General features: G+C 41.5%; 24 protein-coding genes. 5 read left to right on the top strand and 19 right to left on the bottom strand.

Going from position 1 to position 22,731, the window contains the following annotated elements; all coding sequences use genetic code 11:
- Positions 1-17 precede the first annotated feature (17 nt).
- A complete protein-coding gene (locus ACIQXU_RS11390; RefSeq protein WP_402989322.1) occupies positions 18-335 on the top strand; it encodes a hypothetical protein in 318 nt (105 codons plus the stop codon).
- A 33-nt stretch (positions 336-368) separates the two neighbouring features.
- On the opposite strand, the gene ACIQXU_RS11395 is transcribed toward ACIQXU_RS11390, so the two are convergent.
- The 8 genes from ACIQXU_RS11395 to ACIQXU_RS11430 all read right to left on the bottom strand — a co-directional run bounded on the left by ACIQXU_RS11395 (position 369) and on the right by ACIQXU_RS11430 (position 9,243).
- Entirely contained in the window at positions 369-872 is a 504-nt protein-coding gene (locus tag ACIQXU_RS11395; RefSeq protein ID WP_402989324.1) for a DUF6933 domain-containing protein, read from the bottom strand.
- 93 nt (positions 873-965) lie between these two features.
- Entirely contained in the window at positions 966-1,709 is a 744-nt protein-coding gene (locus tag ACIQXU_RS11400; RefSeq protein ID WP_402989327.1) for an ABC transporter ATP-binding protein, read from the bottom strand.
- Positions 1,706-2,857, bottom strand: coding sequence for an ABC transporter permease (locus ACIQXU_RS11405; RefSeq protein ID WP_402989330.1), 1,152 nt, complete (start codon positions 2,855-2,857; stop codon positions 1,706-1,708). Before ACIQXU_RS11405 ends, ACIQXU_RS11400 begins: the two co-directional genes overlap by 4 nt.
- Complete coding sequence (locus ACIQXU_RS11410) at positions 2,857-4,074, bottom strand: ABC transporter permease (RefSeq protein WP_402989333.1); 1,218 nt, start codon at positions 4,072-4,074, stop codon at positions 2,857-2,859. The genes ACIQXU_RS11405 and ACIQXU_RS11410 overlap by 1 nt, the downstream gene beginning before the upstream one ends.
- A gap of 16 nt (positions 4,075-4,090) precedes the next feature.
- Positions 4,091-5,968, bottom strand: a complete 1,878-nt coding sequence (locus tag ACIQXU_RS11415) for a zinc-ribbon domain-containing protein (RefSeq protein ID WP_402989335.1) — start codon at positions 5,966-5,968, stop codon at positions 4,091-4,093.
- A gap of 332 nt (positions 5,969-6,300) precedes the next feature.
- Entirely contained in the window at positions 6,301-6,528 is a 228-nt protein-coding gene (locus ACIQXU_RS11420; protein ID WP_402989338.1) for a hypothetical protein, read from the bottom strand.
- A 172-nt stretch (positions 6,529-6,700) separates the two neighbouring features.
- On the bottom strand, positions 6,701-7,411 hold the full coding sequence (locus tag ACIQXU_RS11425) for a GDSL-type esterase/lipase family protein (protein ID WP_402872192.1): 711 nt from the start codon (positions 7,409-7,411) through the stop codon (positions 6,701-6,703).
- Positions 7,412-7,551: 140 nt separating this feature from the next.
- Positions 7,552-9,243, bottom strand: coding sequence for a methyl-accepting chemotaxis protein (locus ACIQXU_RS11430; protein WP_402989340.1), 1,692 nt, complete (start codon positions 9,241-9,243; stop codon positions 7,552-7,554).
- A 234-nt stretch (positions 9,244-9,477) separates the two neighbouring features.
- Between ACIQXU_RS11430 and ACIQXU_RS11435 the strand changes: the two genes are divergently transcribed.
- The 4 genes from ACIQXU_RS11435 to ACIQXU_RS11450 all read left to right on the top strand — a co-directional run bounded on the left by ACIQXU_RS11435 (position 9,478) and on the right by ACIQXU_RS11450 (position 11,980).
- Positions 9,478-9,681, top strand: coding sequence for a DUF1657 domain-containing protein (locus ACIQXU_RS11435; protein ID WP_402872198.1), 204 nt, complete (start codon positions 9,478-9,480; stop codon positions 9,679-9,681).
- A gap of 116 nt (positions 9,682-9,797) precedes the next feature.
- Positions 9,798-10,817 (top strand): stage V sporulation protein AD, encoded by a 1,020-nt coding sequence (gene spoVAD / locus ACIQXU_RS11440; RefSeq protein ID WP_402872202.1) that lies wholly within the window; start codon positions 9,798-9,800, stop codon positions 10,815-10,817.
- Between the two features lie 66 nt (positions 10,818-10,883).
- A complete protein-coding gene (locus ACIQXU_RS11445) occupies positions 10,884-11,090 on the top strand; it encodes a DUF1657 domain-containing protein (RefSeq protein ID WP_402872205.1) in 207 nt (68 codons plus the stop codon).
- A 29-nt stretch (positions 11,091-11,119) separates the two neighbouring features.
- Complete coding sequence (locus ACIQXU_RS11450) at positions 11,120-11,980, top strand: DUF421 domain-containing protein (protein ID WP_402872208.1); 861 nt, start codon at positions 11,120-11,122, stop codon at positions 11,978-11,980.
- Positions 11,981-12,006: 26 nt separating this feature from the next.
- Here the strand turns inward: ACIQXU_RS11450 and ACIQXU_RS11455 are convergent, their stop codons facing one another.
- The 11 genes from ACIQXU_RS11455 to gatC all read right to left on the bottom strand — a co-directional run bounded on the left by ACIQXU_RS11455 (position 12,007) and on the right by gatC (position 22,619).
- A complete protein-coding gene (locus ACIQXU_RS11455) occupies positions 12,007-12,549 on the bottom strand; it encodes a YitT family protein (RefSeq protein ID WP_402989343.1) in 543 nt (180 codons plus the stop codon).
- Between the two features lie 178 nt (positions 12,550-12,727).
- Positions 12,728-14,098, bottom strand: coding sequence for a 23S rRNA (uracil(1939)-C(5))-methyltransferase RlmD (gene rlmD, locus ACIQXU_RS11460; RefSeq protein WP_402989345.1), 1,371 nt, complete (start codon positions 14,096-14,098; stop codon positions 12,728-12,730).
- A gap of 446 nt (positions 14,099-14,544) precedes the next feature.
- Positions 14,545-15,120, bottom strand: a complete 576-nt coding sequence (locus ACIQXU_RS11465) for a GNAT family N-acetyltransferase (protein ID WP_402872217.1) — start codon at positions 15,118-15,120, stop codon at positions 14,545-14,547.
- A gap of 64 nt (positions 15,121-15,184) precedes the next feature.
- On the bottom strand, positions 15,185-16,099 hold the full coding sequence (locus ACIQXU_RS11470) for a diacylglycerol kinase (RefSeq protein WP_402872220.1): 915 nt from the start codon (positions 16,097-16,099) through the stop codon (positions 15,185-15,187).
- Between the two features lie 180 nt (positions 16,100-16,279).
- Positions 16,280-17,203 (bottom strand): LiaI-LiaF-like domain-containing protein, encoded by a 924-nt coding sequence (locus ACIQXU_RS11475; RefSeq protein ID WP_402872223.1) that lies wholly within the window; start codon positions 17,201-17,203, stop codon positions 16,280-16,282.
- Entirely contained in the window at positions 17,200-18,273 is a 1,074-nt protein-coding gene (locus ACIQXU_RS11480) for an NINE protein (RefSeq protein WP_402872225.1), read from the bottom strand. The genes ACIQXU_RS11475 and ACIQXU_RS11480 overlap by 4 nt, the downstream gene beginning before the upstream one ends.
- Positions 18,266-18,730: an anti-sigma factor gene (locus ACIQXU_RS11485; RefSeq protein WP_402872228.1), complete on the bottom strand. Its 465-nt coding sequence runs from the start codon at positions 18,728-18,730 to the stop codon at positions 18,266-18,268. The genes ACIQXU_RS11480 and ACIQXU_RS11485 overlap by 8 nt, the downstream gene beginning before the upstream one ends.
- Complete coding sequence (locus ACIQXU_RS11490) at positions 18,727-19,269, bottom strand: sigma-70 family RNA polymerase sigma factor (RefSeq protein ID WP_402872231.1); 543 nt, start codon at positions 19,267-19,269, stop codon at positions 18,727-18,729. Before ACIQXU_RS11490 ends, ACIQXU_RS11485 begins: the two co-directional genes overlap by 4 nt.
- 146 nt (positions 19,270-19,415) lie before the next feature.
- Complete coding sequence (gene gatB / locus ACIQXU_RS11495; RefSeq protein ID WP_402872234.1) at positions 19,416-20,843, bottom strand: Asp-tRNA(Asn)/Glu-tRNA(Gln) amidotransferase subunit GatB; 1,428 nt, start codon at positions 20,841-20,843, stop codon at positions 19,416-19,418.
- 12 nt (positions 20,844-20,855) lie between these two features.
- Positions 20,856-22,316 carry an Asp-tRNA(Asn)/Glu-tRNA(Gln) amidotransferase subunit GatA gene (gene gatA / locus ACIQXU_RS11500; RefSeq protein WP_402872237.1) on the bottom strand — a complete coding sequence of 487 codons (1,461 nt, stop codon included), beginning with the start codon at positions 22,314-22,316 and terminating at the stop codon, positions 20,856-20,858.
- Between the two features lie 12 nt (positions 22,317-22,328).
- Positions 22,329-22,619 (bottom strand): Asp-tRNA(Asn)/Glu-tRNA(Gln) amidotransferase subunit GatC, encoded by a 291-nt coding sequence (gene gatC, locus ACIQXU_RS11505; RefSeq protein WP_402872241.1) that lies wholly within the window; start codon positions 22,617-22,619, stop codon positions 22,329-22,331.
- Between the last annotated feature and the right edge of the window lie 112 nt (positions 22,620-22,731).

Here is a 22,731-nt window from a genome sequence, read left to right on the forward strand (position 1 = left end):
TAAAGGAGAGTGAAGTAATGAAGCATCACGGTTTCTATCCGTTGCCCCAACAAAACGGAAATCACCAGTTCCAAGAGCTGGATATCGAGGCCAAGCTCCCCCAAACGCAATCGATTGAAGGAAGAATTCTGGAACTTGAACGTCAAAATGAACGCCAACAGCTGAAGAGAATCAGTCAGGTTCATCACGATGTCTCACGCATAAACGCTGCCGTGGACCATGTAAACCAGATTGTGAATAGGCTAACTGAAAATAATCAGCAACGAAAAAACAATATCACTAAACATCCATGGGACGACGAAATTATCCCATTTAACTATACTGTTGGAGACTAATGCCTAAAAACAGCAGGGCTTTGCACCTGCTGTTTACATTTTTTCTAATTGCTCTTTCATTAAATTTATCGGATAACCTGATAGTTTTAGATGGATGAATCGATTATAGTAATGGTTAATTTCTTGAGTGTCCACTCCCACTATGTCCCTTCCCAACGGATAATCATACTGTATGTTTAGAATAACCTCTTTCAAGCAACCTAATGTACTACGATTATTAGTATTAGTTATGATCATTTCGTTGCCATTTTTCAAATAGGAATCAATTAACTCAGGGTTGATCTCTTCTGCGAGTAAACTTTCCCGTACATGTTGTACCAATAATTCCTTGAAGTTCAGAAAGTCTTTCTTCTTTACTCCCACGATGGTCACACTATAAAGGGTCAGATCATTTATCATCGTAAGACAAGTATATCTGCCAACCTTAAATGAATTGACATGCCATCTATAGAATCCCTCCTCCACGCCTTCCTTAAAATTGACTGCTTTTATATCTATATTTTTGAGAACCTTTTGGGTTGCTCCCACTAGGAACATGCTTCCCTCACCTACCTTAATTGATTTCCGAATCTATTAATCAAACGTTTGATTAATAGATGAAAAGCTGACTATTAGCGCAGGGTACAGCTTTTATGAAACCGTGTCAAACGTCTTCCTTAATAATCGATACACCACTTCTTCTATCCCTATATTGTAATACCCCATTTCCCGGAAGCTCTCGGCCGCTTGCTTCAGAGTCCCGGTAAATTTCATGACCCCTTTTTGCAACACACCAATACGGTCACATAACTTCACGATTTCACTCATATCATGGGTAATGTATACAATTGTCTTCCCTTGCTCTGCCAATCTCTTTACATATTGATTAATTTCAAGCTTGGATTGAAGGTCAATCCCGACAGTTGGTTCGTCCATCAAGAGAATATCCGGATCGTGAATCAGAGAAACGGCAATGTTCAGTTTCCTCTTCATTCCTCCAGAGAGGCTCGATACCCTTTCATCCCACTTATCCTCAAGCTGTACGGCATCACATAGCTCCAGTAGACGTTCTTCCGTTACTTTTCCATTTACAAACTTACTCCAAAAACGAAGATTTTCTTTGACGGTAAACTCATCCCATAATGCGATATCCTGTGGGACAAAACCAATGAGTTGACGAACTTGCTTCGTTTGCTTTTTTAAATCCAGCCCATTAATCCTGATGTTGCCACTAGAAGGCTGTAATACGGTTGCAAGGATGGAAATGAGTGTTGACTTCCCTGCCCCGTTGGATCCCAAAAGTCCAAAGATTTCTCCTTTTCCTATTTGCAATGACACATCATCAAGTAGCAAGTTATCTCCGTATCTCTTTACGATATTATTAATGATAATCATCTGACGTTCAGCCCCCAATTTGTCGTTCTCCAAAGCAACGCTATGCAAACTCCCGAAAATAATACGGTCCATCCAATCTCGCTAAATGACGTATACCACGGGTAGGCCGTTACCCATAGAATTTTCTGAGGAAGCCAAAGGGATATAAATTCAAACGTTGGGGAAATATCACCAATCGGAAAAAAACTCCCCCCCGCAATTGCCAGAATGAATGCCATTAATGAACCGGCCACATAATAGCTTCCGAGATGATGCATCCGACTCGCCGTCCACATGCTGATGGAAGTTGTATAAACGATGAACAGAACCATTCCAAGATATAGAAAAAGTGTAGTTTCCATAAGTTGAAAATACCTTAAAACCATTAAACTGCAAGCAGCTTGAAGAACATGAAAAAGAATATAGGCTCCCGACGTCTGTCTTAAATAAGAGGCGAGTCCTATATTCGTCGTCATTATTCTCGGAAATAAAACGGAGCGTTCCTTCACGACCCAATCCGATGTAATGAAACAAGACAGCATGGTGAAGAAACTCCAAACACCTAGGTAGGAAGTAAATAGAACATCTTTATTTTGTGTTCCCGCTATACTATTTTCACTGCTATAGTTTATGGTCATCAACGGTTTTGGCTCCAACTGATCTTTCGTATATTCGAATGCCTCATTCCACACATCCGCCTTTATGCCTTTTTCTTGTTGATAGAGCTTTTCCACTCGATTGGCAGCTTTGACGGAGCTTGTCACCTTCGTAACCTCACTCGCTACCACTTCACGAACAATACCCGAAGCTATGGAAGTTGGTGAAGTCCACAGCTCGATGCTCTCTTTTCTTTTGTCATCTAATATATGCGCCTGAAACCCTTTCTTTAAGACGAATATACTGTCTACCTCATTACGGGAAAGAAGGGTATCGGCCTCATCGAATGAGGTCTCTTTCACGACGATGCGTTGCTGTAGCTCCATTTGTTTGATGAGGTTTCCCGAAAAATCCGTTTGGTCTTCATCTACGATAGCAATCGGGATGACCAATTCCTTTTGTTGCTTCTCCAGTAACGAACCCACCCCAACAGCGGCCACGATCGGTAGCAGAAACAATAGGAGGGTAATAGGCTTGAACATATGCTTTAGTTTCTCTATCATGACTCCCATTACCTACTCCTCCTTATTTGTAAAATCCCCTTTATGATGAAGACACTGCACAGAGATGAAATGATGAGCCAAGAACCAATTTCGACAGGGGCATAGGCTGCTTCCTCCTGCACCATTGCGAACATGAACTTGAGGACCCATCCATTTAATGAAAATAAATTCAAGATTTGTAACCAATCCGGGAAATATACGACGGGTATGAAATGCTCACCAATGACAGCCCCTAAAAGAATAAGGCCGATACCGGCAAATTGATAAAATCTTTCATTCCGTATCATTGCCTCCATCCAGCTAAAAAAGGTTATAAATACGAAAGCAGCCACGAGTGTACTGCCGATCCATATACTTATCTCCGTCGGTTTAGAGATCCCATTCCATAATAAGTAGAAAAGGGCAATCAGGATGGAACTGACCGAAACCATGATATATGCCGCAAACATTCTAGATAGGGTGGATTGAAAATGAGAAAAACCCAATCCCAAAAGACGGTTTTCTATGGCTGCACTTTCATTTCTTTTCAGTAATAGAAGCCCTAAAAAGCTCCATATCATGATAAGCAGTATATAAAAAGAGATAGCATAATAATGTAATAGACTTTCCTGAAAAAGATTCTTCTGCTTTTTTTCATCAAAGATTTCCCCACGACTTAGTACATGGAGGGAGAAGGAAAGAACATCCCTTTTGAACTGTTTCTTCTGCATGCCCTCGGAAAACTCCGCCTCTTCCATGAAGTAATCGATTGTATTGATCCCGCCTTGTGCAGCTGAAGTAAAATCAGCCGCACTTTCCATCACATGACGGACAAGCTGGGATTGAAGCGGTCTTTGGCTGTTTCCCGTAACTTTGACGGGTGTATTGATGCCTCGTGCCACGTCACGGCTAAATCCCTTAGGAATGTAAATAACTGCCGCTACCTTATTATTATGGAGGAGTTCATATGCCTTTTGTTGACTGGTATCAACGGTGGTCATGACCCCATTCAAATGCGGGCTATCCGTAAGCTGCTGGATGACCATCTTCGTTTCTACCGTAGGGTCTTCATTTATTACAGCTACCTGAAATGCTTGAACTCGGCTCTCCTCTTTTAAAAAGTGATTCCCAATCACACCCGCACCCAATAAAAAGAAAATAGGAGTCAGCCACAATGCTGCGGCCGATTTCCTATTTTTCAACAGTACCTTTAGATAAAAGGAAGTAAACACAAACATGTTCCTCATATAAAACTCACCCTACTTAAAATGCATCATCAGAATCTTCATCTTCAAAATCATAATAACCATCATAACTCGCTTCATCGCCATAATCGTAATCGAACATATCTTCAGAAATGAGCCCGTATTTCATACCGAGCTCCATAAGATTCGTCCCTACTTCTTGCTGGATTTCATACATCTCATCAGGAGAAATGTCGACAACACTTAATCCCTGACCAGAATCAAGCTTAAAGTCCTGCATATCCACTTTATCTTTCAGCTTCGTCTTGGAATCCAGGTTGATTGTGACGCTTCCCGATTCCGAAGCATCCTCTAGTCCGACTGTCATCTTGAATTTTGAATTAGAATACTCATCCTTTATGTTCAGGTCATTCTTCTGTTCAACCGTTCCCTTCCATGCAGACGGCATATCCGAGAAATCCGCACCATCAAAGTCCAGGTTGAATGTCCTGGTGATATCCTGTTTCCCAGCTTTTTCTTCTTTGATGTCACTCTTCATCGTAAACTTGATTTCATTGGTATCACCAAACTCTTTAAACATAAAGGCTGCCTTGAGATCTTCAGTCCGCTTCTCTTTTTTTGCGGCAGCATCATTCGTGACACTGAACATTACCTCTGTATCCTGATCATGATCAGGTGCTAAATTGATACTGAATTCTTTGAATGCCTGATCATCCCCGTAAGGAATGTTTTTACCTTTCATGACCACATTAACTTGATCAGAGCTATCCCCTATTGATGTCGTTACTTTACGGTCGATGATTCGCTCTTTCTTGTCTATTAATAAAGTGGAGGTAAATCCTTCAGCAAAACGGATATCCTTCAATTCACCCTTAACGTCTTTCAAGCCGTCAACCAATTGGCGTTTCATTGCCTTTGTATCTTGCATCTCTTCATCTACCTGTTCGGTTAAGGCAGCAGCACCCGCCACCTTTTGAGCCCGTTTCACTAGAATATTATGAAGCTCTGTATCTTTAATCATTTCATCCATTAAGTCGTCTATGAATGTTTTAGTTTCAGAAGCGGAAAGTTTCAGAGTGACTTTCCTTACCTTCATGGCATCGCCTTCGTGCTTATATTCCACACCTTTTTCAACCTTGAATTGATCATCATCCAAATTATCCATCAGGAAAGATCCATAGCGTTTTTGTATATGTTTCTGTTCCTTCTCTGTCAGTTTCAAATCCTGCCATTCAAGGTCTGATATTTCCAATGTTTCCGGTCCATCATATAACGGATCCATCATCCGCATGAACTCCCCATATTCATCAAAGTTCAGGAAAAAGAACTTATCATATAACATGGGCACCTTTAGTCCGGCTTGGTCCTTGGATTGGACCATTTCCACATCCATTGCTTTTTCCTTATCAATATTTAATGCGACGGTGTAATGACCCTGATTCGTTTTGGGATCCTGATCCATTTTGGCGGAAATCGATGCCTGGCCCAATAGTTCCTTGACCATCTCGAAGTCTGGATCGCTCCCTAAGGAATCCATGTCGACATCCCCACTTAGTGTCATCTCCGAACGGGAAGGTTGCTGCATCGTTTTCTCTTGGAATTCCAATGAATCACCATGCTGATCCACCCATTGCTCTTTTGCATATTGATACGATTTATATTCAGAAAGTAGATATAATTCTTTTGGGGATTTATGAAGAATAATGGCTGCAGCTGCACTGGAAATAAGGATGATTGTTAAGATTGCCGCAATGATTAGCGTTCTTTTGTTAAATCGCTTCTTAGAGGGCTTTTCCTCAGCTTGCTCCTGCCTCATTTCTGCAGCGGCTATTTCTTTTTCCGTGAGCTGTTCTTCCCCCGGAAGTACCGCACCGCATGAAGGACAAAATTTTGCATCCGCATCCACCGGCTTACCACATGTTTTACAATTTTTCATTTTTCATTTCTCTCTCCCTTATCCTGCTTATGACTCCATAAACTACTAAAACGTTAGTCCTTTATCATCATAAACAACATATTTCTATAATTCTATGTTTTCGACAAAAAAAGACAAATCCTACAGGAATAATAGGCATGAGTACCCATTCGTTTTACGTATCACCCCTTACCTCAATTTTTTCTTATTCCTATTGCTCGGTGTAAATGACACATCGCCTTATCCTATGTACATCCAACCTGACATTATTACTGTAAATGCCGTTTTCGGGTAAACCACCCATATCAAGCCTAAAAAAACGGGAGCACCTTAGCGCTCCCGTTTCTCCTAACTCAGTTTATGAGTTGGGCTAATTTTTCATTTCTTACGTCTTGCTCTTCTTTGGAAGATAAATCATATTTCTTTAGCAGATGGAAAAGTTCATTAAGCATTTCTTGCGTCTGCTCTTTTTCCAGCAACTCCTTCAAAGCTTCGCCTAGCGTTTTTGGCAAGAAATCCTGTTGGCTATTAAGCTTCATCCTGACATCTTGCCTGGTATGGTTAAGATTGCATGCTCCCAATGATCATTCACTCCTTATTTCTTTCATGGCATCATGAAACCCAAGCATACTACCGTTCCCCCCCATTAATCAAACGATTGATTAAATTTTAAAAGGGACCATCCTCTTCTTCATCACAAAAAAAGCCAACATACTAACATGTTGACTTTAACGTCTTTGAAAGGATGACCTTCTACTTCTTTTTAGTTATGCCTTTCCAAAACTCTTTGGCCACGACCTTATACCCGGACTTACTCAGATGGATATCTTGTTTATTCGGAAGATACTCTTTATATTTTTTCCCTATTTGAGTCTCGGTCGATACGTAGGTATCCCCATTTTTCTTTGCTACCGCTTTGATTTGTTCATTTAGACTTTTCAATAGTGGCAAAAGAAGTTCCTGTTGCTCTTTCGGATAGTAGGGGAAGGGATTATAATAACCCATCACATATACCTTGGCCTTTGGGTTCAGTTTATCGATCGTACGGAGAATGCTTTGCAAATTTACACGGACCGTATCGATTGCTTCCTGCGCATTGTAAGGGTCCGTTTTAATTTTGCCTAGGAGATCATTGGCACCAATATCAATGGTGATATGGGTTGCTTCTTTAATTTCCTTTCTGACCTTACTACTTTTAACCAAATCATTCTTCAATTTTTCAGAGGTATACCCAGGTACACCAAAATTATCGAAATCGGCCAGCTTATATTTATTCTTCACAAAAGAATCCGCAATATAATCGGCATATCCATAATCGATGACCCCATCGGGTGTTTGCCCAGCGGCCAACGAATCCCCTAAAGCGACATACTCTACTTTCGCCTGTTTGGCCGTTGCACTGAATGGCGTGGCCACCAATGCCACCGCTAATAACATACTTGCCGCCTTCTTCTTATTATTCATTTCCTCTCCCCTTTTCCTAACCCTTTTTTGTCTCACTACAATAGTTCTTTTTTCCCTGGTAGATTCCTTCTTGTTCAGAAGATAACTTTCTGACAAAAAACCACAAAAAAAGCCCGGTTTCCCGGACATCTCTTGTTTGCTTAAATTTTGAAAGCAACGACCTTCTCTTTCAATTCCTCGGCCATCCTCGCCAGTGATGAAGCAGAGGCGGTGATTTCCTCCATGGAAGCCAGCTGTTCCTCTGAAGCCGAAGCAATTTCGGCCGTACTTGTTACCGATCCTTCCGCAATACGGGTTACTTGCTCAATGGCCGCGCTCACTTGATCTACACTCGCTGCCATTTCCTCCGATACAGCGGATGCCTCTTGTATTTCGGAACTTACCATTTCTATCGACTCTAGGATGGAATCGAATGTTTTCCCAGTCTCCTCGACAAGTTTCATTCCCTCTGTCACTTCCTGGGTGCCATAGTTCATCGTATTGACCACAAGTACCGTATCATCTTGAATATTCTGAATGAGGTCAGCAATCTGCTTAGCTGACTGGCGAGATTGTTCAGCCAATTTCTTGACTTCATCAGCCACGACTGCAAAACCTTTCCCATGTTCACCGGCTCTTGCCGATTCGATAGCCGCGTTCAAGGCTAAGAGATTCGTCTGGTCGGCTATGCCCGTGATCACTTCGATGATCTTGCCAATTTCATTGGATTGATCATTCAGTTTTTTCACCACTTCATTTGATTCGTTTGTGGACGTTGAAATGGATTTCATTTGTTCAATCACTTTGTTAAGATACTCGCTACCGATATTGGCTTGTTTTGCGGCCTCCATTGCCGATTCAGTAACAGCGGAAGTCGTTAAGGCAACTTTCTTGGTACCGATGGCCATGATTTGGACACCGTTTGAACTCTCTTCAACATAGTTATTTTGAGTTTCAGCACCACCGGCCACTTCTTGTATGGCCGTTACCACCTGTGTTGTCGCAGAATTGGTTTGTTCCGCGCTTGCCATCAGTTCCTCCGAAGAAGCAGCAACTTGATCCGTTGCAACATTCACAGTTTTAATCAAACTTCGTAAATTACCTTTCATCTCATTAAAAGAGCTGGCCAATTCACCGATTTCATCCCTATTCTTCACTTTCAGATCTTCTATCGTCAAATTTCCGGCTGCAATCTGTTTTGCTGCAGCTGAAACGAGCAGCACAGGTTTTGAGATACTCCGGTTTATGATTAAAGCAATCGCCACCCCAGTGATAATGGCTAGGACGCTGATAATCAGAATAATCCTTTTCACCCCGTTAACCTGAAGGGACAATTCATCACTTTTTTCTAAAAGGGCAGCCTGTTGATAATTAAATGCCTCTTCACTCACCTCATTTAATTTTATTGTAAGGGGAGCTCCTTGATTGTTCATTAAGTCGATGTATCCTTTTTTATCATCTAGATCCTTTAATTCAATTAGCTGTCCGGCCAGCGTTTCATATTCGGTAGCATAACCATTTAGCTCCTCCAAAATCTTCTTTGCCTCTGGATCTAGACTAAGCCCACTATATGTATCGAAAGCTTGTTTGAAGGAATCCTTCGATTGTTGGAACGCTGATAAATATTTATCCGTATCATTGACCAAGTACCCTCGGAGGGCGATTTGTTCCGTGCGAATCGCATCGACCATTTTTGTCGAAAGAGAAATCTTTTTGACACGGTCTTCTATAACACTTGAATAACTATCGTCTACACTGTTGAACTGATAAAATGTAATCCCCGTTATGATAGCTAAAAGAGACAATACTCCACAAAAGCTCCATAGTAATTTTTTCTTTACAGTCATCTTCATCTTTCCATCTCCTACTTAAGTTGCATTTTTCTATTACGCGAGTACGTGATAATGATTGTATCGGTGAGAATGCTGTTAGTTTTAGTTGGTAATTACTTACAGTTGTCTCTTATATATGTGCATCTCCATCTGTCTTCCTACGTCTCGACTCAACTAGAGAAAAAAATGACAGGAATATTAAAAATGATCCTTTACCATTATATAAAGGAAAGTAAATAACAGGAGGTATCATCCATGACAGTAATCAGTGATGTAAAAACAACCTTAGCCGGTCTAAAAAGTGCTCAAGCTAGCTTCGAAACTTTCGCCCTTTCAACAGACAACGAACAAGCGAAGCAACTCTATCAGCAAGCTGCTCAACAAGCACAGGAGATTGTTGACAACATTACTCCACGTATTAATGAAATTGAACAAGAAGAACCACAATATAAGCAATAAAAATATAAAGAGGTTGGTTGAGACAACCAACCTCTTTATATTTCTTGCTAAGACTTGTAATGACTGTCTTCTTTAATCTTATAAAAATCAATTCTCACACATTGGGGTGATTAATAATGCTGACGGGGCATCGCACATGGATCTTTGATCAAAAGCCTGTCATACTCTCCACCGGTACCATCGGTGGACCATTTGAAGCAAAAGGAATGTTAGCAGATGATTTCGATACTCTTCATTCCGACTTATGGTTGAATCAGGATTCCTATGAAAAAGCTCATAAAGTTCTTCTAGAAGAAGCAAATACAAAAGCGATTGAAAAGGCTGGCCTACAAAAAGAACAGATACAGTTCTTCCTTGGGGGTGACCTCATCAATCAAATAACACCGACAAGTTTTGCATGCCGGACGCTTGGTACACCATACCTTGGCTTATTCGGGGCATGCTCAACCTCAATGGAAGGACTCGCTCTTGGTGCCTACTTGATCAACACAAAAGGAGCGGATTATTTATTAACTGGCGCTTCTAGTCACAATGCCGCGGTTGAAAAGCAATTTCGTTACCCAACTGAATACGGCGGTCAAAAACCGCCCACTGCACAATGGACCGTGACAGGTGCAGGAGTCGCTTTATTAAGCAGTTCCGGTAACGGCCCTCAGGTCACATCGGCAACGATCGGGCGTGTCATTGATATGGGATTAATGGACCCTTTTAACATGGGGGGAGCTATGGCCCCAGCTGCTGTTGATACGATTGAAACTCATCTGAGAGAACGGAATCTCGATCCTTCTTATTATGATTTAATCGTGACGGGCGATCTCGGGAAAATCGGGCATGAGGTCTCACTTGAGATATTCAAAAAACACGGTACTCCAATCAAGGAAGAACAGTATGTTGATTGTGGGTTAATGATTTATCGAGATACCCAGCCAGTATTGGCAGGAGCCAGCGGACCCGGATGTTCGGCAACCGTTGTATACGGTCATCTATTAAACCGCATGAAAAAAGGAGAAATCAAGCGGATGCTTGTCGTCGCTACAGGTGCCTTATTATCTCCTCTATCCTTTCAACAAAATGAATCGATTCCATGTATTGCCCATGCCGTTTCGATTGAATATGACGCCCAGCAACAACCATAATTGTTTGGGTTCAGCAGTGAAATTGGAATGGTTAAGTATAAACCAAAAGAATAAGGAGTTTTCAGGATGACAATAGCATCTGATGTTAAACAATGCGCTGCCAGTCTTAGAAGCGTGGAAGCTGGACTATCTAGCCTCGCACTCCGAACTCAGGATGAAGAATCGAAGCGAATCTTACATGAAACGATGATGAAAGTAAATGAAGTGATGGTAGATATTCAAAAGAGGGTCGGAGAGTTAGAGAAAGAAGAACCACAATATAAGGGATTTTAAGACCCCTTATTTACAGGAGGTGCTAAATAATGCCTGATTGGTTACAGGTTGTTTTACGATCCCTATTTTTTTTAGTTGTCCTTTTTTTAATTACCAAATGGCTAGGAAAAAAACAAATATCCCAGCTTTCATTTTTTGAATACGTCACGGGTATAACAATCGGAAACATCGGAGCGGAATTAGCCACAAAGGTAGAAGGAAACATTGTTCACGGTGTCCTCTCCATTCTTGTTTTTGCATTGGCACCTTTCTTAGCTGGACTGATTTCGATGAAAAGTAAAATTTTCCGTGATTTGGTGGAAGGGAAAGCGACGGTGTTTATTAAAGACGGAAAAATCATGGAAGACAATTTAAAAAAAGAAAAGTATACAACTGATGAATTACTATGGTTACTCAGAAGTAAGGACGTCTTTGATATATCCACAGTTGAGTTTGCTTTATTAGAGGCAAATGGTGATTTTTCCGTACTGTTAAAGAAAGAAAATAAACCAATCACACCGAAAGATTTAAACATGAGAGTTGCTTCAGTTAAGGAATCACAGATGGTCATCATGGATGGGAAAATCATGGATGAACCTCTGTCCACCATTGGGCTAAATCGTAACTGGCTCAACACTGAATTAGATAAATTAGGAGTGCTCCTTGAAAATGTCTTTCTTGGAGCAGCAAATTCAAATGGCGAATTAACGGTTGACCTATATGACGATAAACTTAAGGTCCCTTCTCCTCAAGAAAGACCTCTAATGCTCGCGACTTTAAAAAAGTGCCAAGCAGACTTAGAGGTGTTTGCCCTCTCTACTGAATCAAAAGATGCCAAAGCGATGTATAGTAAAAATAGTGAGAAACTGCAAAAAGCCATCGATGAGGTAGCCTTCATTTTGAAAAATTAATTATATTTCTTTAGGCGTAAGAGCATTCATTTTCGTACTTCCATGATGGATGTAATCACACCGATAATGACAATAGTCAGACATGAAAACAGAAAAATCTCTATTCCTAAAATAAATAAACCGGCTGAGATGATGGCGGTATCTATGATGATAATGATTAATGCAATATCCATGGAGGAGGATTTGGCAATGAATTTTGCCAATAAATCCGTTCCTCCACTGCTTGTTTCATATCTGAGCATAAGCCCTATCCCCACCCCGATAATTACCCCACCAACCAATGAACTGGTGAAAATAGAAACCGCAAATTCCCTTTTTAATGGGCTTAACCAATCCATGAAAAGAGAAGTCAATAGTAACCCATGGATGCTGCTATAGAAAAGGGAACGCTCATAACACCAGGCATATATAAATAAAGGGATGCTAAGAACCAACATCGAAAGCCCTGTCTGAAAGTCAAAGAAGTAATGTAGAACGAGAGCGATCCCTATAATCCCACCATCTATCAAGTGATAAGGGACCAAGAATCCATTTATCCCAACACCAATCAAAAAGCTACCAACAATCACTGCCACTACTTTTTGAAAATTGATAAAACCACCTTGCTCCCTATTCGATATTCCTTAATATATGTCCAAATCTTAAGGACAAGAATATAAGTGGAAAATTTTTTAATGAAAAAAATGAAAAAGCAGGACCCCTATGGGATCCTGCTTCCGTATTTTCTAATAAAGGCAGTTGCTTATATCATTTTAGCTCCAATAACACAACATTTTCAACATGTGTAGTCATCGGGAACATATCAACAGGTTGGATATTAACAGCCTTATATCCGCCTTCTTCCAAAATGTGAAGGTCGCGGGCTAAGGTTCCTGGGTTGCAAGATACGTAAACGACTTTCTTCGGTTTCATCTCAATGATTGTATTTAGAAGAGTTTCTTCACAGCCTTTGCGCGGTGGGTCCATGACGATGACGTCTGCTGTATTACCTTTTTGATAGTATTCAGCAATCACGTTTCCTGCATCACCAACAACGAATTCGGCATTCGTAATCCCATTCAGTTCCGCATTGCGGCGTGCGTCTTCTATAGCTTCTTCCACCACTTCCACGCCAATGACCTTTTTCGCTTTTTGTGCCAGGAATAAAGAAATGGTACCAATGCCACAATAGGCATCAATCACGGTTTCTTCACCCGTTAATCCAGCATACTCCAGCGCCTTGTCATAAAGGACTTTCGTTTGGTCCGGGTTGATTTGGTAGAAGGATTTAGCCGAAATCGCAAATTTCACGTCGCCAATCATGTCATAGATTACTTCGTTACCCCAAAGCACAGACATTTTTTCTCCCAAAATGACATTCGTTTTCTTCGTATTCACGTTTTGAACGATTGATTTCACCTGTGGAAGTCGGTCAGTGATTTCCTTCACGATGGTTTCGATGAATGGGATACTGCTAGTCCGTGTAACAAGCACGATCATTAACTCACCCGTTTGCTTACCATAACGAGCCATGATGTGACGCAAAACACCTTTATGTGTTTGCTCATTGTAAGCGGGTATTCCCAGATGACTAAAGACTTCCTTCACAACCTGAACGGCTTCGCTAATCACTTCATTTTGAATGATGCTTTCTTTTGTTTCCACAATTTCATGTGTCCGTGGTTTAAAGAACCCTGCAATCAGTTTGCCATCTTTTTCCCCTACAGGCACTTGCGCTTTATTACGATAATGGGTAGGATCTTCCATCCCAATAACCGGATAAACCGTCGCATCCTCAAGTTTCCCAATACGGGTCATCACGTCACGCACTTGTTTTTCCTTAAACTCCAATTGACCTTCATAACTCATATGTTGCAGTTGACAGCCACCATACTTGTTATAGTCTTCAGCAGGGATTTCCACGCGATACGGACTATTTTCGATGATTTCCATCAAACGTCCGAATCCATATCCTTTATTGGCCTTCAAGACTTTAATTTTTGCTTTTTCACCAGGTAGCGCGTTCTGAACGAAGATTGGATAGCCATCAACTTTAGCTACTCCAGCACCTTCGTGCGTTAAATCTTCGAATAAAACCTCTATAATATCATTCTTATTAACAGGTGTTGTTGTTTTCATATCATCTTCTCTTTTCTTTTTTAAGCTAACCTGTATTTTACCACAAACATAGCCTTGCCACAAAATGACTCACCAATTCACGCTATTCCTCATAAAAATATAGAAAAAGAATTCCTGATTTATTCATCGTTTTGTGCATAAAACGGCGCAGGATCGAGAAAAGTAAGGAAAAGTGAATGAGGTGAAGAAATGGGTTTATTCAGCTCCATATCTGACTGGAACTCAAACAGGCTAGAAAAACATCGAGCAAGCATGGAAGAAAAAGGCCTTTGTCCAGATTGTTACGGTCGGGGATACAGCTCTTTTGTACCGACGGAGTATCATTTTTCAGATATCCACGACTGTCCCGGCTGCAATGGTTCCGGCGCATATGCCGACTGGGCTGCCATGAATGGACAGCAAACATAGAAGGGTCAATCCTTACATCTGCAAGCCTGATCCCCAGTTTATACTGGGGTTTTTTCTAGTTCCTTGACCATATAGGCAAATTCCCCGTCACTAACTCTAATCATCTTCGTCTTTTTGTATCCTAATCGTTTATAAAGACGCCCTGCATCGGGATTAACATCTTCAACAATTAATGAAATACTTGGATATCCCTTCTCTACTCCGAACGCTTCCATTTGATGAATTAAAGATGTCCCAATACCTTTGCCGCGAAAATCGGGATCCACACTTATTGTATCCAAATAGAAGTCTTCCATCTCCGCTTCTTTGTCGATGTTAATGCTTGGGTCATTCTTTTTCCTTCTTAATCGTTCCGCTATCGGTTCATCCAAGGCCACGGCATCTTTTCCATGATAGGCGATGATCAATCCAGCCACTTGCCCATCCTGTTCATACACCAACGTATTTTCATAACTCATTCTGTTTCCACTGCTTCTGAAAAAATCCCCAAGAACAGCAAGTATTTTTTCTTCCTTCGTTTCACCGGTAAGTGTTTCGGCTATTTCCTTGATGGCAAAACGTATTAATATTGCTGCCTTTTCTGCGTCTTCTTTAGTTGCTCTTCTGATAGTCACGTTCCTCAATCTCCTTACTAGAATAAAATGAAAAGGCCACTCAATGTGAAGTGACCTTTATTGATTATTTATTTTCCGGGTCATCCGCCAAAATGCCTTGTGGGATGAAAACATCGAAATGACGATACTGGTTAACGAATTCAGCTGGTGCCATACCACCGAATTCCCCATCTAGATTGAGCATCATTTCTTTTTTTGATGTAATTTTGATTCTATTGGCTTTTACATAGATGACATTTCTATCATGGATATGTTCTCCGCGCATGGCCAACGTAACAATGCGGACGATATCTGCAAGATTTGCTTTTTTCAATATTAGCAGCGTGAACATCCCATCATTGAGCGATGCATCTGGTGCCAATTTTTCAAAACCGCCGACAGAGTTCGTGTTAGCTACTAAAAACAACATGATTTCGCCTTCAAAAAGCTTTCCATCATATTCTATCGACACTTCCGTCGGTTTGATGGAAGGCAACATCTCGATTCCTTTAATATAGTAGGCCAGCTGTCCCAGCATTGTTTTGAGCTTGATTGGTACATCGTAAGTTAATTCGGTCAATCGTCCTCCGCCTGCAATATTGATGAAGTACTTCTCATTCATCTTTCCAATATCAATCGGCATCGTATGCCCATTGGCAATGATATCGGCTGCGCCCTCAATGGATTTCGGTAAATGCAATGCCCGTGCAAAATCATTCGTTGTTCCCGTCGGAATGATTCCTAATTTCGGGCGTTTTTCTGCATCGGCAAGTCCGTTTACAACCTCATAGATTGTACCATCTCCGCCCGCTGCGATAACGATATCATATCCGCGTTCGATGGCAATTTTGGCAGCGTTCGTTGCATCACCAGCACCGGTAGTTGCATGTGTCGAAGCCTCGTATCCAGCTGCCTCTAGCTTGGCAAGCACCGCTGGTAAACTTTTCTTGATGGCTTCCCGTCCTGATGTCGGGTTATAAATTAACCTCGCTCTTTTCATTTCCCATCATCCTTATACGTATTGATTCCATAAGTTACATAATAATCCTTCACTTCACGAAAAGCAATTTCCCTCAAAAAAAAGGACCGTAAGCTGGCCCATCCTTATTTATTCATATCTGCTATCTTATCAGAGAAATTATATAGCTTTTTATGAATTTATTCTAGTATCTAGTCTTAATTAATGATACCGAACGTTCACGTTATAAGAATCTGAAATCGTCAAGGTATGACGTCCTTTGCCAAATTTCAACGTACCATTCTTTACGTCGCTATCTTCATCATCTTCCGTCTTCACGCTGACAGATTTCCAGCTATCTTTTGGCCCTTCCAGCTCTTCGACTCCAAATGCCTGTATCGTTATATCGCTTTTTTCCTGTAGATAGACAGTAAGAGAACCTGCATCATCTACATTCCAATCGTTAACTAGTTCTCTCGGCTTTAAAGTGAGGTCTGTGTCTTTTCCCTCGACTTCCAAAGCCAGGTCGGCAGGTATGATGAGCGTTGCTTCAAGGTTCATCCTATCTCCACCCAGCAGTCCATTTTGAACGGGGAGATCTTTCAAACTGATATAAAGTGTATCGCCTTTCCTTTCCACCATTAGATAGTCTTCAGCCTCTTTTAATAGTGACTCACTATCTTCCATTACACGTTCATCGTACGTGCCAAAAATGGAAACATTCTCATTGCTCCCTCCTTCAACCGTTAGAGGGTAGTATCCCGGATCCAATACGACCCGCTGAATTTCTTTCCCGGCTTTTTCATTGAAGCCAGGCAAATCGACGGTTTTTTCCTCGCTTTTCACCGCTGCCGTCACCTGTTCCATCACGCCGCTTGATGTTAGCAAAAGTAAAGCAATGCCCATCATTCCAAGCAGTCCTACAAAAATGATACTAATAAAATCATATTTTACGAAAGAACTCTCTTTCCTTGAATAATAGATATAAAAGAGGATCTCGCCTCCTAAAATGATGAAAAGAAGCGGCCACCAGGATAAAAGGATCGTCGTCAAACTCATATCTGAAATCTGTGAAAGCAACAAAAGTACGCCTAACCCGATTAGGGCCACACCCATTGACACCGTCCCAACTCTCCATGTTCTCATTTTGTTTCCCCCCTAACTTTCTCTTTCTTACTTCCAGACAGCAATTTGATTCCGCCGCCTATTAATAGGACACATACAATCCCTTTTTGAAAATAATCCCTAAACCAATACTCAAAGTTATCCCCTAGCCATTGCTGTAAATAGGGAGCTGCTGCGGGTACTATGATATTGCTCGCGAAGAAATAAACTCCTATAGCCACCAACCCATATCCGAACCACTTTTGTTGATGGGCAATGCCTGTAATGATTGGCGTGTCCACCAGTGGTCCTTCATCCATTTTGGATGCTTTTTGCAAGCCATCAAAAAAGCTATAAAACCAAATGATAGGAATCAGAAAGAAGAAAAAACCCAATCGAAGTAAATCCAGGATATAGATGGCGAATAAGAATCCCGCCATTAATTGGATTCCACGTTTTTGTAAGCCCAAATATAAGTGGCCTGCACCTGGGAATACAGAGAACAATGTGGCAACCGATTTACTCTTCTTGCCAGATTCCCTTCTCTCTTCCAAATCTTCTAAAACCGAACGATCAACCAGCTCTTCCCCTTTTTGCTTTTTGTTCAGCTGTTGGATGCCATCAAAAAAGCTGTACACCCAAATCACCGGTAAAAGGGCCATGAATATCAACAAGCCATCTATATGGGTCATTGCCGTTATGAATATCACCATAACGCCGAGCCCCAGGAACCCAATCAAAAACGTGAGCCCGCGATTCATGAGACCGAGCTGAAAATGGCCCAGGCCCGGTACGAATGACAGGACGATCACATAGAACCTTTCGGCCTCAGGCTGAACCATGCTACTGCCTTCCGAGCCTGATTTAATGTTTGCCCCTCTTAAAGAAGTGATCACCAAATCAAAAATGCTGATGAGGTACACGAAGACTCCCAAAATCGAAATAGCAAGGAAACCATCATCTTGACTGACCACGGCTAGTAGGATCCCGATAGCCCCCAATCCTACCGTAGCCAAAAAATAAAATAGCCCTTTGAAGATCCTGCCCAAGTAGAAATGGCCGGCCCCGGGGAAAAACGACAATATAAAGGCTAACACCGGACTTTTATTCATTTTTAAACCCCTCCTTATTTTTCTTTTCGATATCATCCATCCAGTTAAATGTTTTATCAATCAGTCCGTCTGTTACCGGCGGCGTTTCTTTTATAGCCCCAGACTCCACATTATCGACGTATTTAGTCAAAGAGTGAAACGCTCCACTCGCCATCAGTAACACAGTAAAGCCTGCGGCAATCAAATAGTGTTTTGTAATGGTCCTCATTGAACGGGTGTTCTTTGTTTCATCCTCTGCGGATGGCACGGTTTTGAGTGCTGCAATCGTGTTCATCACGCTATCCGCGATATCCAGTTCCTCGTTAGGCCGAACACTTTCCTCTCTTTCTAGCGCTTCCATATAATGCGTTAAACAATCGTCACAGGAGTACAGATGATTTTCATATTCTACTTTTAGAGCATCCGGGATTTCATCTGCGATATACGCAGTCCACTCTGTTACAGAAACATGTTTCATGAAAAATCCTCCTCTTTCCAATGTTTTTTCATCCAATTTCTTGCCCGGTACAGCTTTACTTCAACCGATTTCACTTGGATTTGCTGTTCCTCGGCAATTTGTTGATAGGTTTTTTCCTTTATGTAAAAGTCGTGCACCACTTCACGGTATCCAGCTGGAAGGTCATCAAGTTTTTGTAGCACCAGTTTTCTTCTTTCATTCTGGAAGAATAGTGCCTCAACATCTTCGGATAAACCTAGATGCCCCTCTGATGGCTGTTCCTCATGCGATACTTCCTTTTTCCGGTCTCGTTTCCTCTTCAAGTCTATCGCATGATTGACGGCTATTCGCGTCAACCACGTTTTGAACCCTTGATTTTGATATTGGGGAAGAGAAGTGTAGATTTTGATGAAGACTTCCTGTGTGGCATCTTCAGCATCCTTTTGATTGTGCAGGACGGAATAAACCGTCCTGAAAACCGATTCTTTATACATTTCAATCAAAATGCGGAAAGCATGATCATTCCCACTTCTTACCTTCTCCACTAACGCATCTGTCACTTCTCTCCCCCCTTTCATTTAAGCTTTCATGTTATAGACGAGACAAAAAGGAGTTATCCCTACAGATAACTCCTAAATAAATTTTTTTCTGCATGTACTATTCTCCATGAGAAAACCGTACCACCCGGAAGTGATACGGCCATCGATTAGCGTTTATTGATTTCTTCAATCAAGATTTTATTTACAAGTTGTGGATTGGCTTGTCCTTTTGTCGCTTTCATGATTTGTCCGACAAGGAATCCAATAGCTTTTTGTTTACCCGCTTTAAAGTCTTCAATCGATTGAGGGTTATTATTCAAGGCTTCCTCAACAGCTGTCTTTAACGCACCTTCGTCAGAAATCTGGACAAGTCCTTTTTCCTTAACGATAGCTTCAGCGTCACCGCCGTTTTCAATCAATTCCTTGAATACCTTTTTCGCGATTTTAGAAGAAATTGTGCCATCTTTGATAAGTTTGATCATGCCTGCCAATGACTCGGCAGTCAATGCCACATCGTGAAGTTCTTTTCCTTCAGCATTCAAGAATGCAGAAACTTCACCCATGATCCAGTTTGACGCCAGTTTTGCATCCGCACCTGCTGCAACCGATGCTTCAAAGAAATCAGCCATTTCTTTTGTTACGGTAAGAACAGCTGCATCATACTCCGGTAAGCCAAACTCTTCAGCATAACGCTTTTTCCGTGCATCCGGCAGTTCAGGAATTTCCGCAGCAATGCGCGCTTTCCATTCCTCATCGATATGGATCGTCAATAAGTCCGGTTCCGGGAAGTAACGATAATCATCAGAGCCCTCTTTGACACGCATCAGAACCGTTCTGCCAGTAGCCTCATCGAAACGGCGTGTTTCTTGTTCAATGACGCCACCTTCATTCAATATTTCGGCTTGGCGGATTTCCTCATGCTCAAGTCCTTTACGAACGAAGTTGAACGAGTTCAAGTTCTTCAGTTCGGTTTTCGTACCGAATTCCTTTTGACCAACCGGTTTCAAGGAAATGTTCGCGTCACAACGAAGTGAGCCTTCTTCCATTTTACAATCACTGACACCCGTGTATTGTATGATGGATTTCAACTTTTCAAGATAAGCATAGGCCTCTTCTGGAGACGTGATATCCGGCTCGGATACGATTTCAACAAGTGGTGTACCTTGGCGGTTATAGTCACATAGAGAATGGTTGCCTTTATGCGTAAGTTTCCCTGCATCTTCTTCCATATGGATACGGGTAATGCCGATTTTCTTTTTCTTTCCGCCGACTTCGATTTCAATCCATCCATGTTCCCCGATTGGTTGATCAAATTGTGAAATTTGATAGGCTTTCGGATTATCTGGATAAAAATAATTTTTACGGTCGAATTTCGTAATCTCTGCGATTTCACAATTCAGCGCGATGGCTGCCTTCATTGCAAAATCAACAGCCTTTTTATTGACGACTGGCAGCACCCCAGGATAACCAAGATCAATGACAGTCGTATTGCTATTTGGAGAAGCACCGAAATGATTCGGGCTGCTTGAGAAAATTTTTGAATCTGTCTTTAATTCTACGTGTACTTCTAGACCAATTACCGTTTCAAAGTCCATTTATTTCACCCCTTACAGCTTAGGAAATTGTTTATGAAAATCTGTTGCTTGCTCAAAAGCGTGAGCTGCGCGATAAATCGTGCTTTCATCAAAATGTTTCCCGATCATTTGTAGACCAAGTGGTAGACCGTTAGCCGCGAATCCGCATGGTACCGAAATGCCTGGTACACCCGCAAGGTTGACTGGAATCGTCAAAATATCATTCGCATACATCGTTAATGGATCATCGACTTTCTCACCGATTTTGAATGCTGGTGTAGGCGTGGTTGGTCCCACGATGACATCATATTTTTCGAATACATCTTCAAAGTCTTTTTTGATTAATGTACGGACTTTTTGAGCTTTTTTATAATAAGCATCATAATAGCCGGAGCTTAAGGAGAACGTTCCAAGCATGATACGGCGTTTAACTTCATCACCGAAACCTTCCGCACGTGTTTGCTTGTACATTTCGATTAGCGTTTCGGCATTATCCGTACGGTGGCCATAACGAACCCCGTCAAAACGAGAAAGGTTGGCAGACGCTTCAGATGAAGAAAGCAGGTAGTAGGCCGCTAGAGCGTATTTGGAATGCGGCAATGAAACCTCTTCCCATTCTGCTCCAAGTCCTTCTAATACTTTTAAGGCTTCAAGCACGGAGTTGCGTGCCTCTTCCCCAACGCCTTCGCCAAGATATTCCTTTGGCACAGCAATTTTCAATCCTTTAACATCGCCTGTTAATGAATTCACAAAACTTGGCACATCCACGTTAGCCGATGTGGAATCCATTGGATCGACACCAGAAATCGCTTCAAGTAAATATGCATTATCTTCAACCGTTCTTGTAATCGGACCAATTTGGTCTAATGAAGAAGCAAATGCCACAAGCCCAAAACGGGATACCCGTCCATATGTAGGTTTTAAGCCAACGACTCCGCAATAAGCAGCTGGTTGGCGAATCGAACCACCTGTATCCGAACCTAATGAGAACAGGACTTCACCAGCAGCGACAGAGGCAGCTGAACCGCCTGAAGACCCACCTGGTACATAATCCGTATTCCATGGATTGCGAGTCGCCTTATAAGCTGAATTCTCATTTGAAGATCCCATCGCGAATTCATCCATGTTCAACTTACCAATCGTCACTGTTTCAGCACTTTGTAATTTTTGAACGGCAGTCGCATCATATATTGGGTTGAAGTCCTCCAATATTTTACTTGCACATGTAGTCCGTAAATTTTTTGTGACAATATTATCTTTTACACCAATCGGCATACCGAACAAGACGCCTTGACTCTCGCCTTTAGCTAATTGGTCATCCATTTTTTTTGCTTGGTTGCGGGCGTTTTCTTCATCTAATGTTAAAAATGCCTGTACCTTGTCTTCTACCTGTCCGATCCGTTCATACGATTCGTTAACAAGATCAGTAACACTGATTTCTTTATTATGTAAACGTTCATGAAGCTCGGAAACCTTTTGTTCGAACAACGACATCATTGTCCCTCCTTATTCCATTATAGATGGTACGCGGATATAACCATCTTTGCTATCTGGTGCATTCTTGACTACTTCTTCCACCGGTAGTCCTGGTTTCGCTACATCTTCACGCATTACATTTTTCATATCCAAAACGTGAGAAGTCGGTTTTACCTGGTCTGTATCAAGTTCATTCAACTGTTCAGCAAATGAAATCATTTGATCAAGCTGATGTTGGAATTTTTCTGCTTCTTCTTCCGTAATTGCCAAACGTGCCAAATGGGCAACGTGCTTAACTTGGTCCATAGTTATACGTGACATTCTCTTCACCTCCAAAATATCCAAAGCCACTGAATCTAGTCGCTTTTCTCCAGAAAATCATCGTTTAAATCATATCAAACTATTACACAGTAAAGCAACAAGAGTTGCAATG

It is taken from the genome of Peribacillus sp. NPDC097284 (assembly GCF_044761765.1).
Classification (GTDB): domain Bacteria; phylum Bacillota; class Bacilli; order Bacillales; family DSM-1321; genus Peribacillus.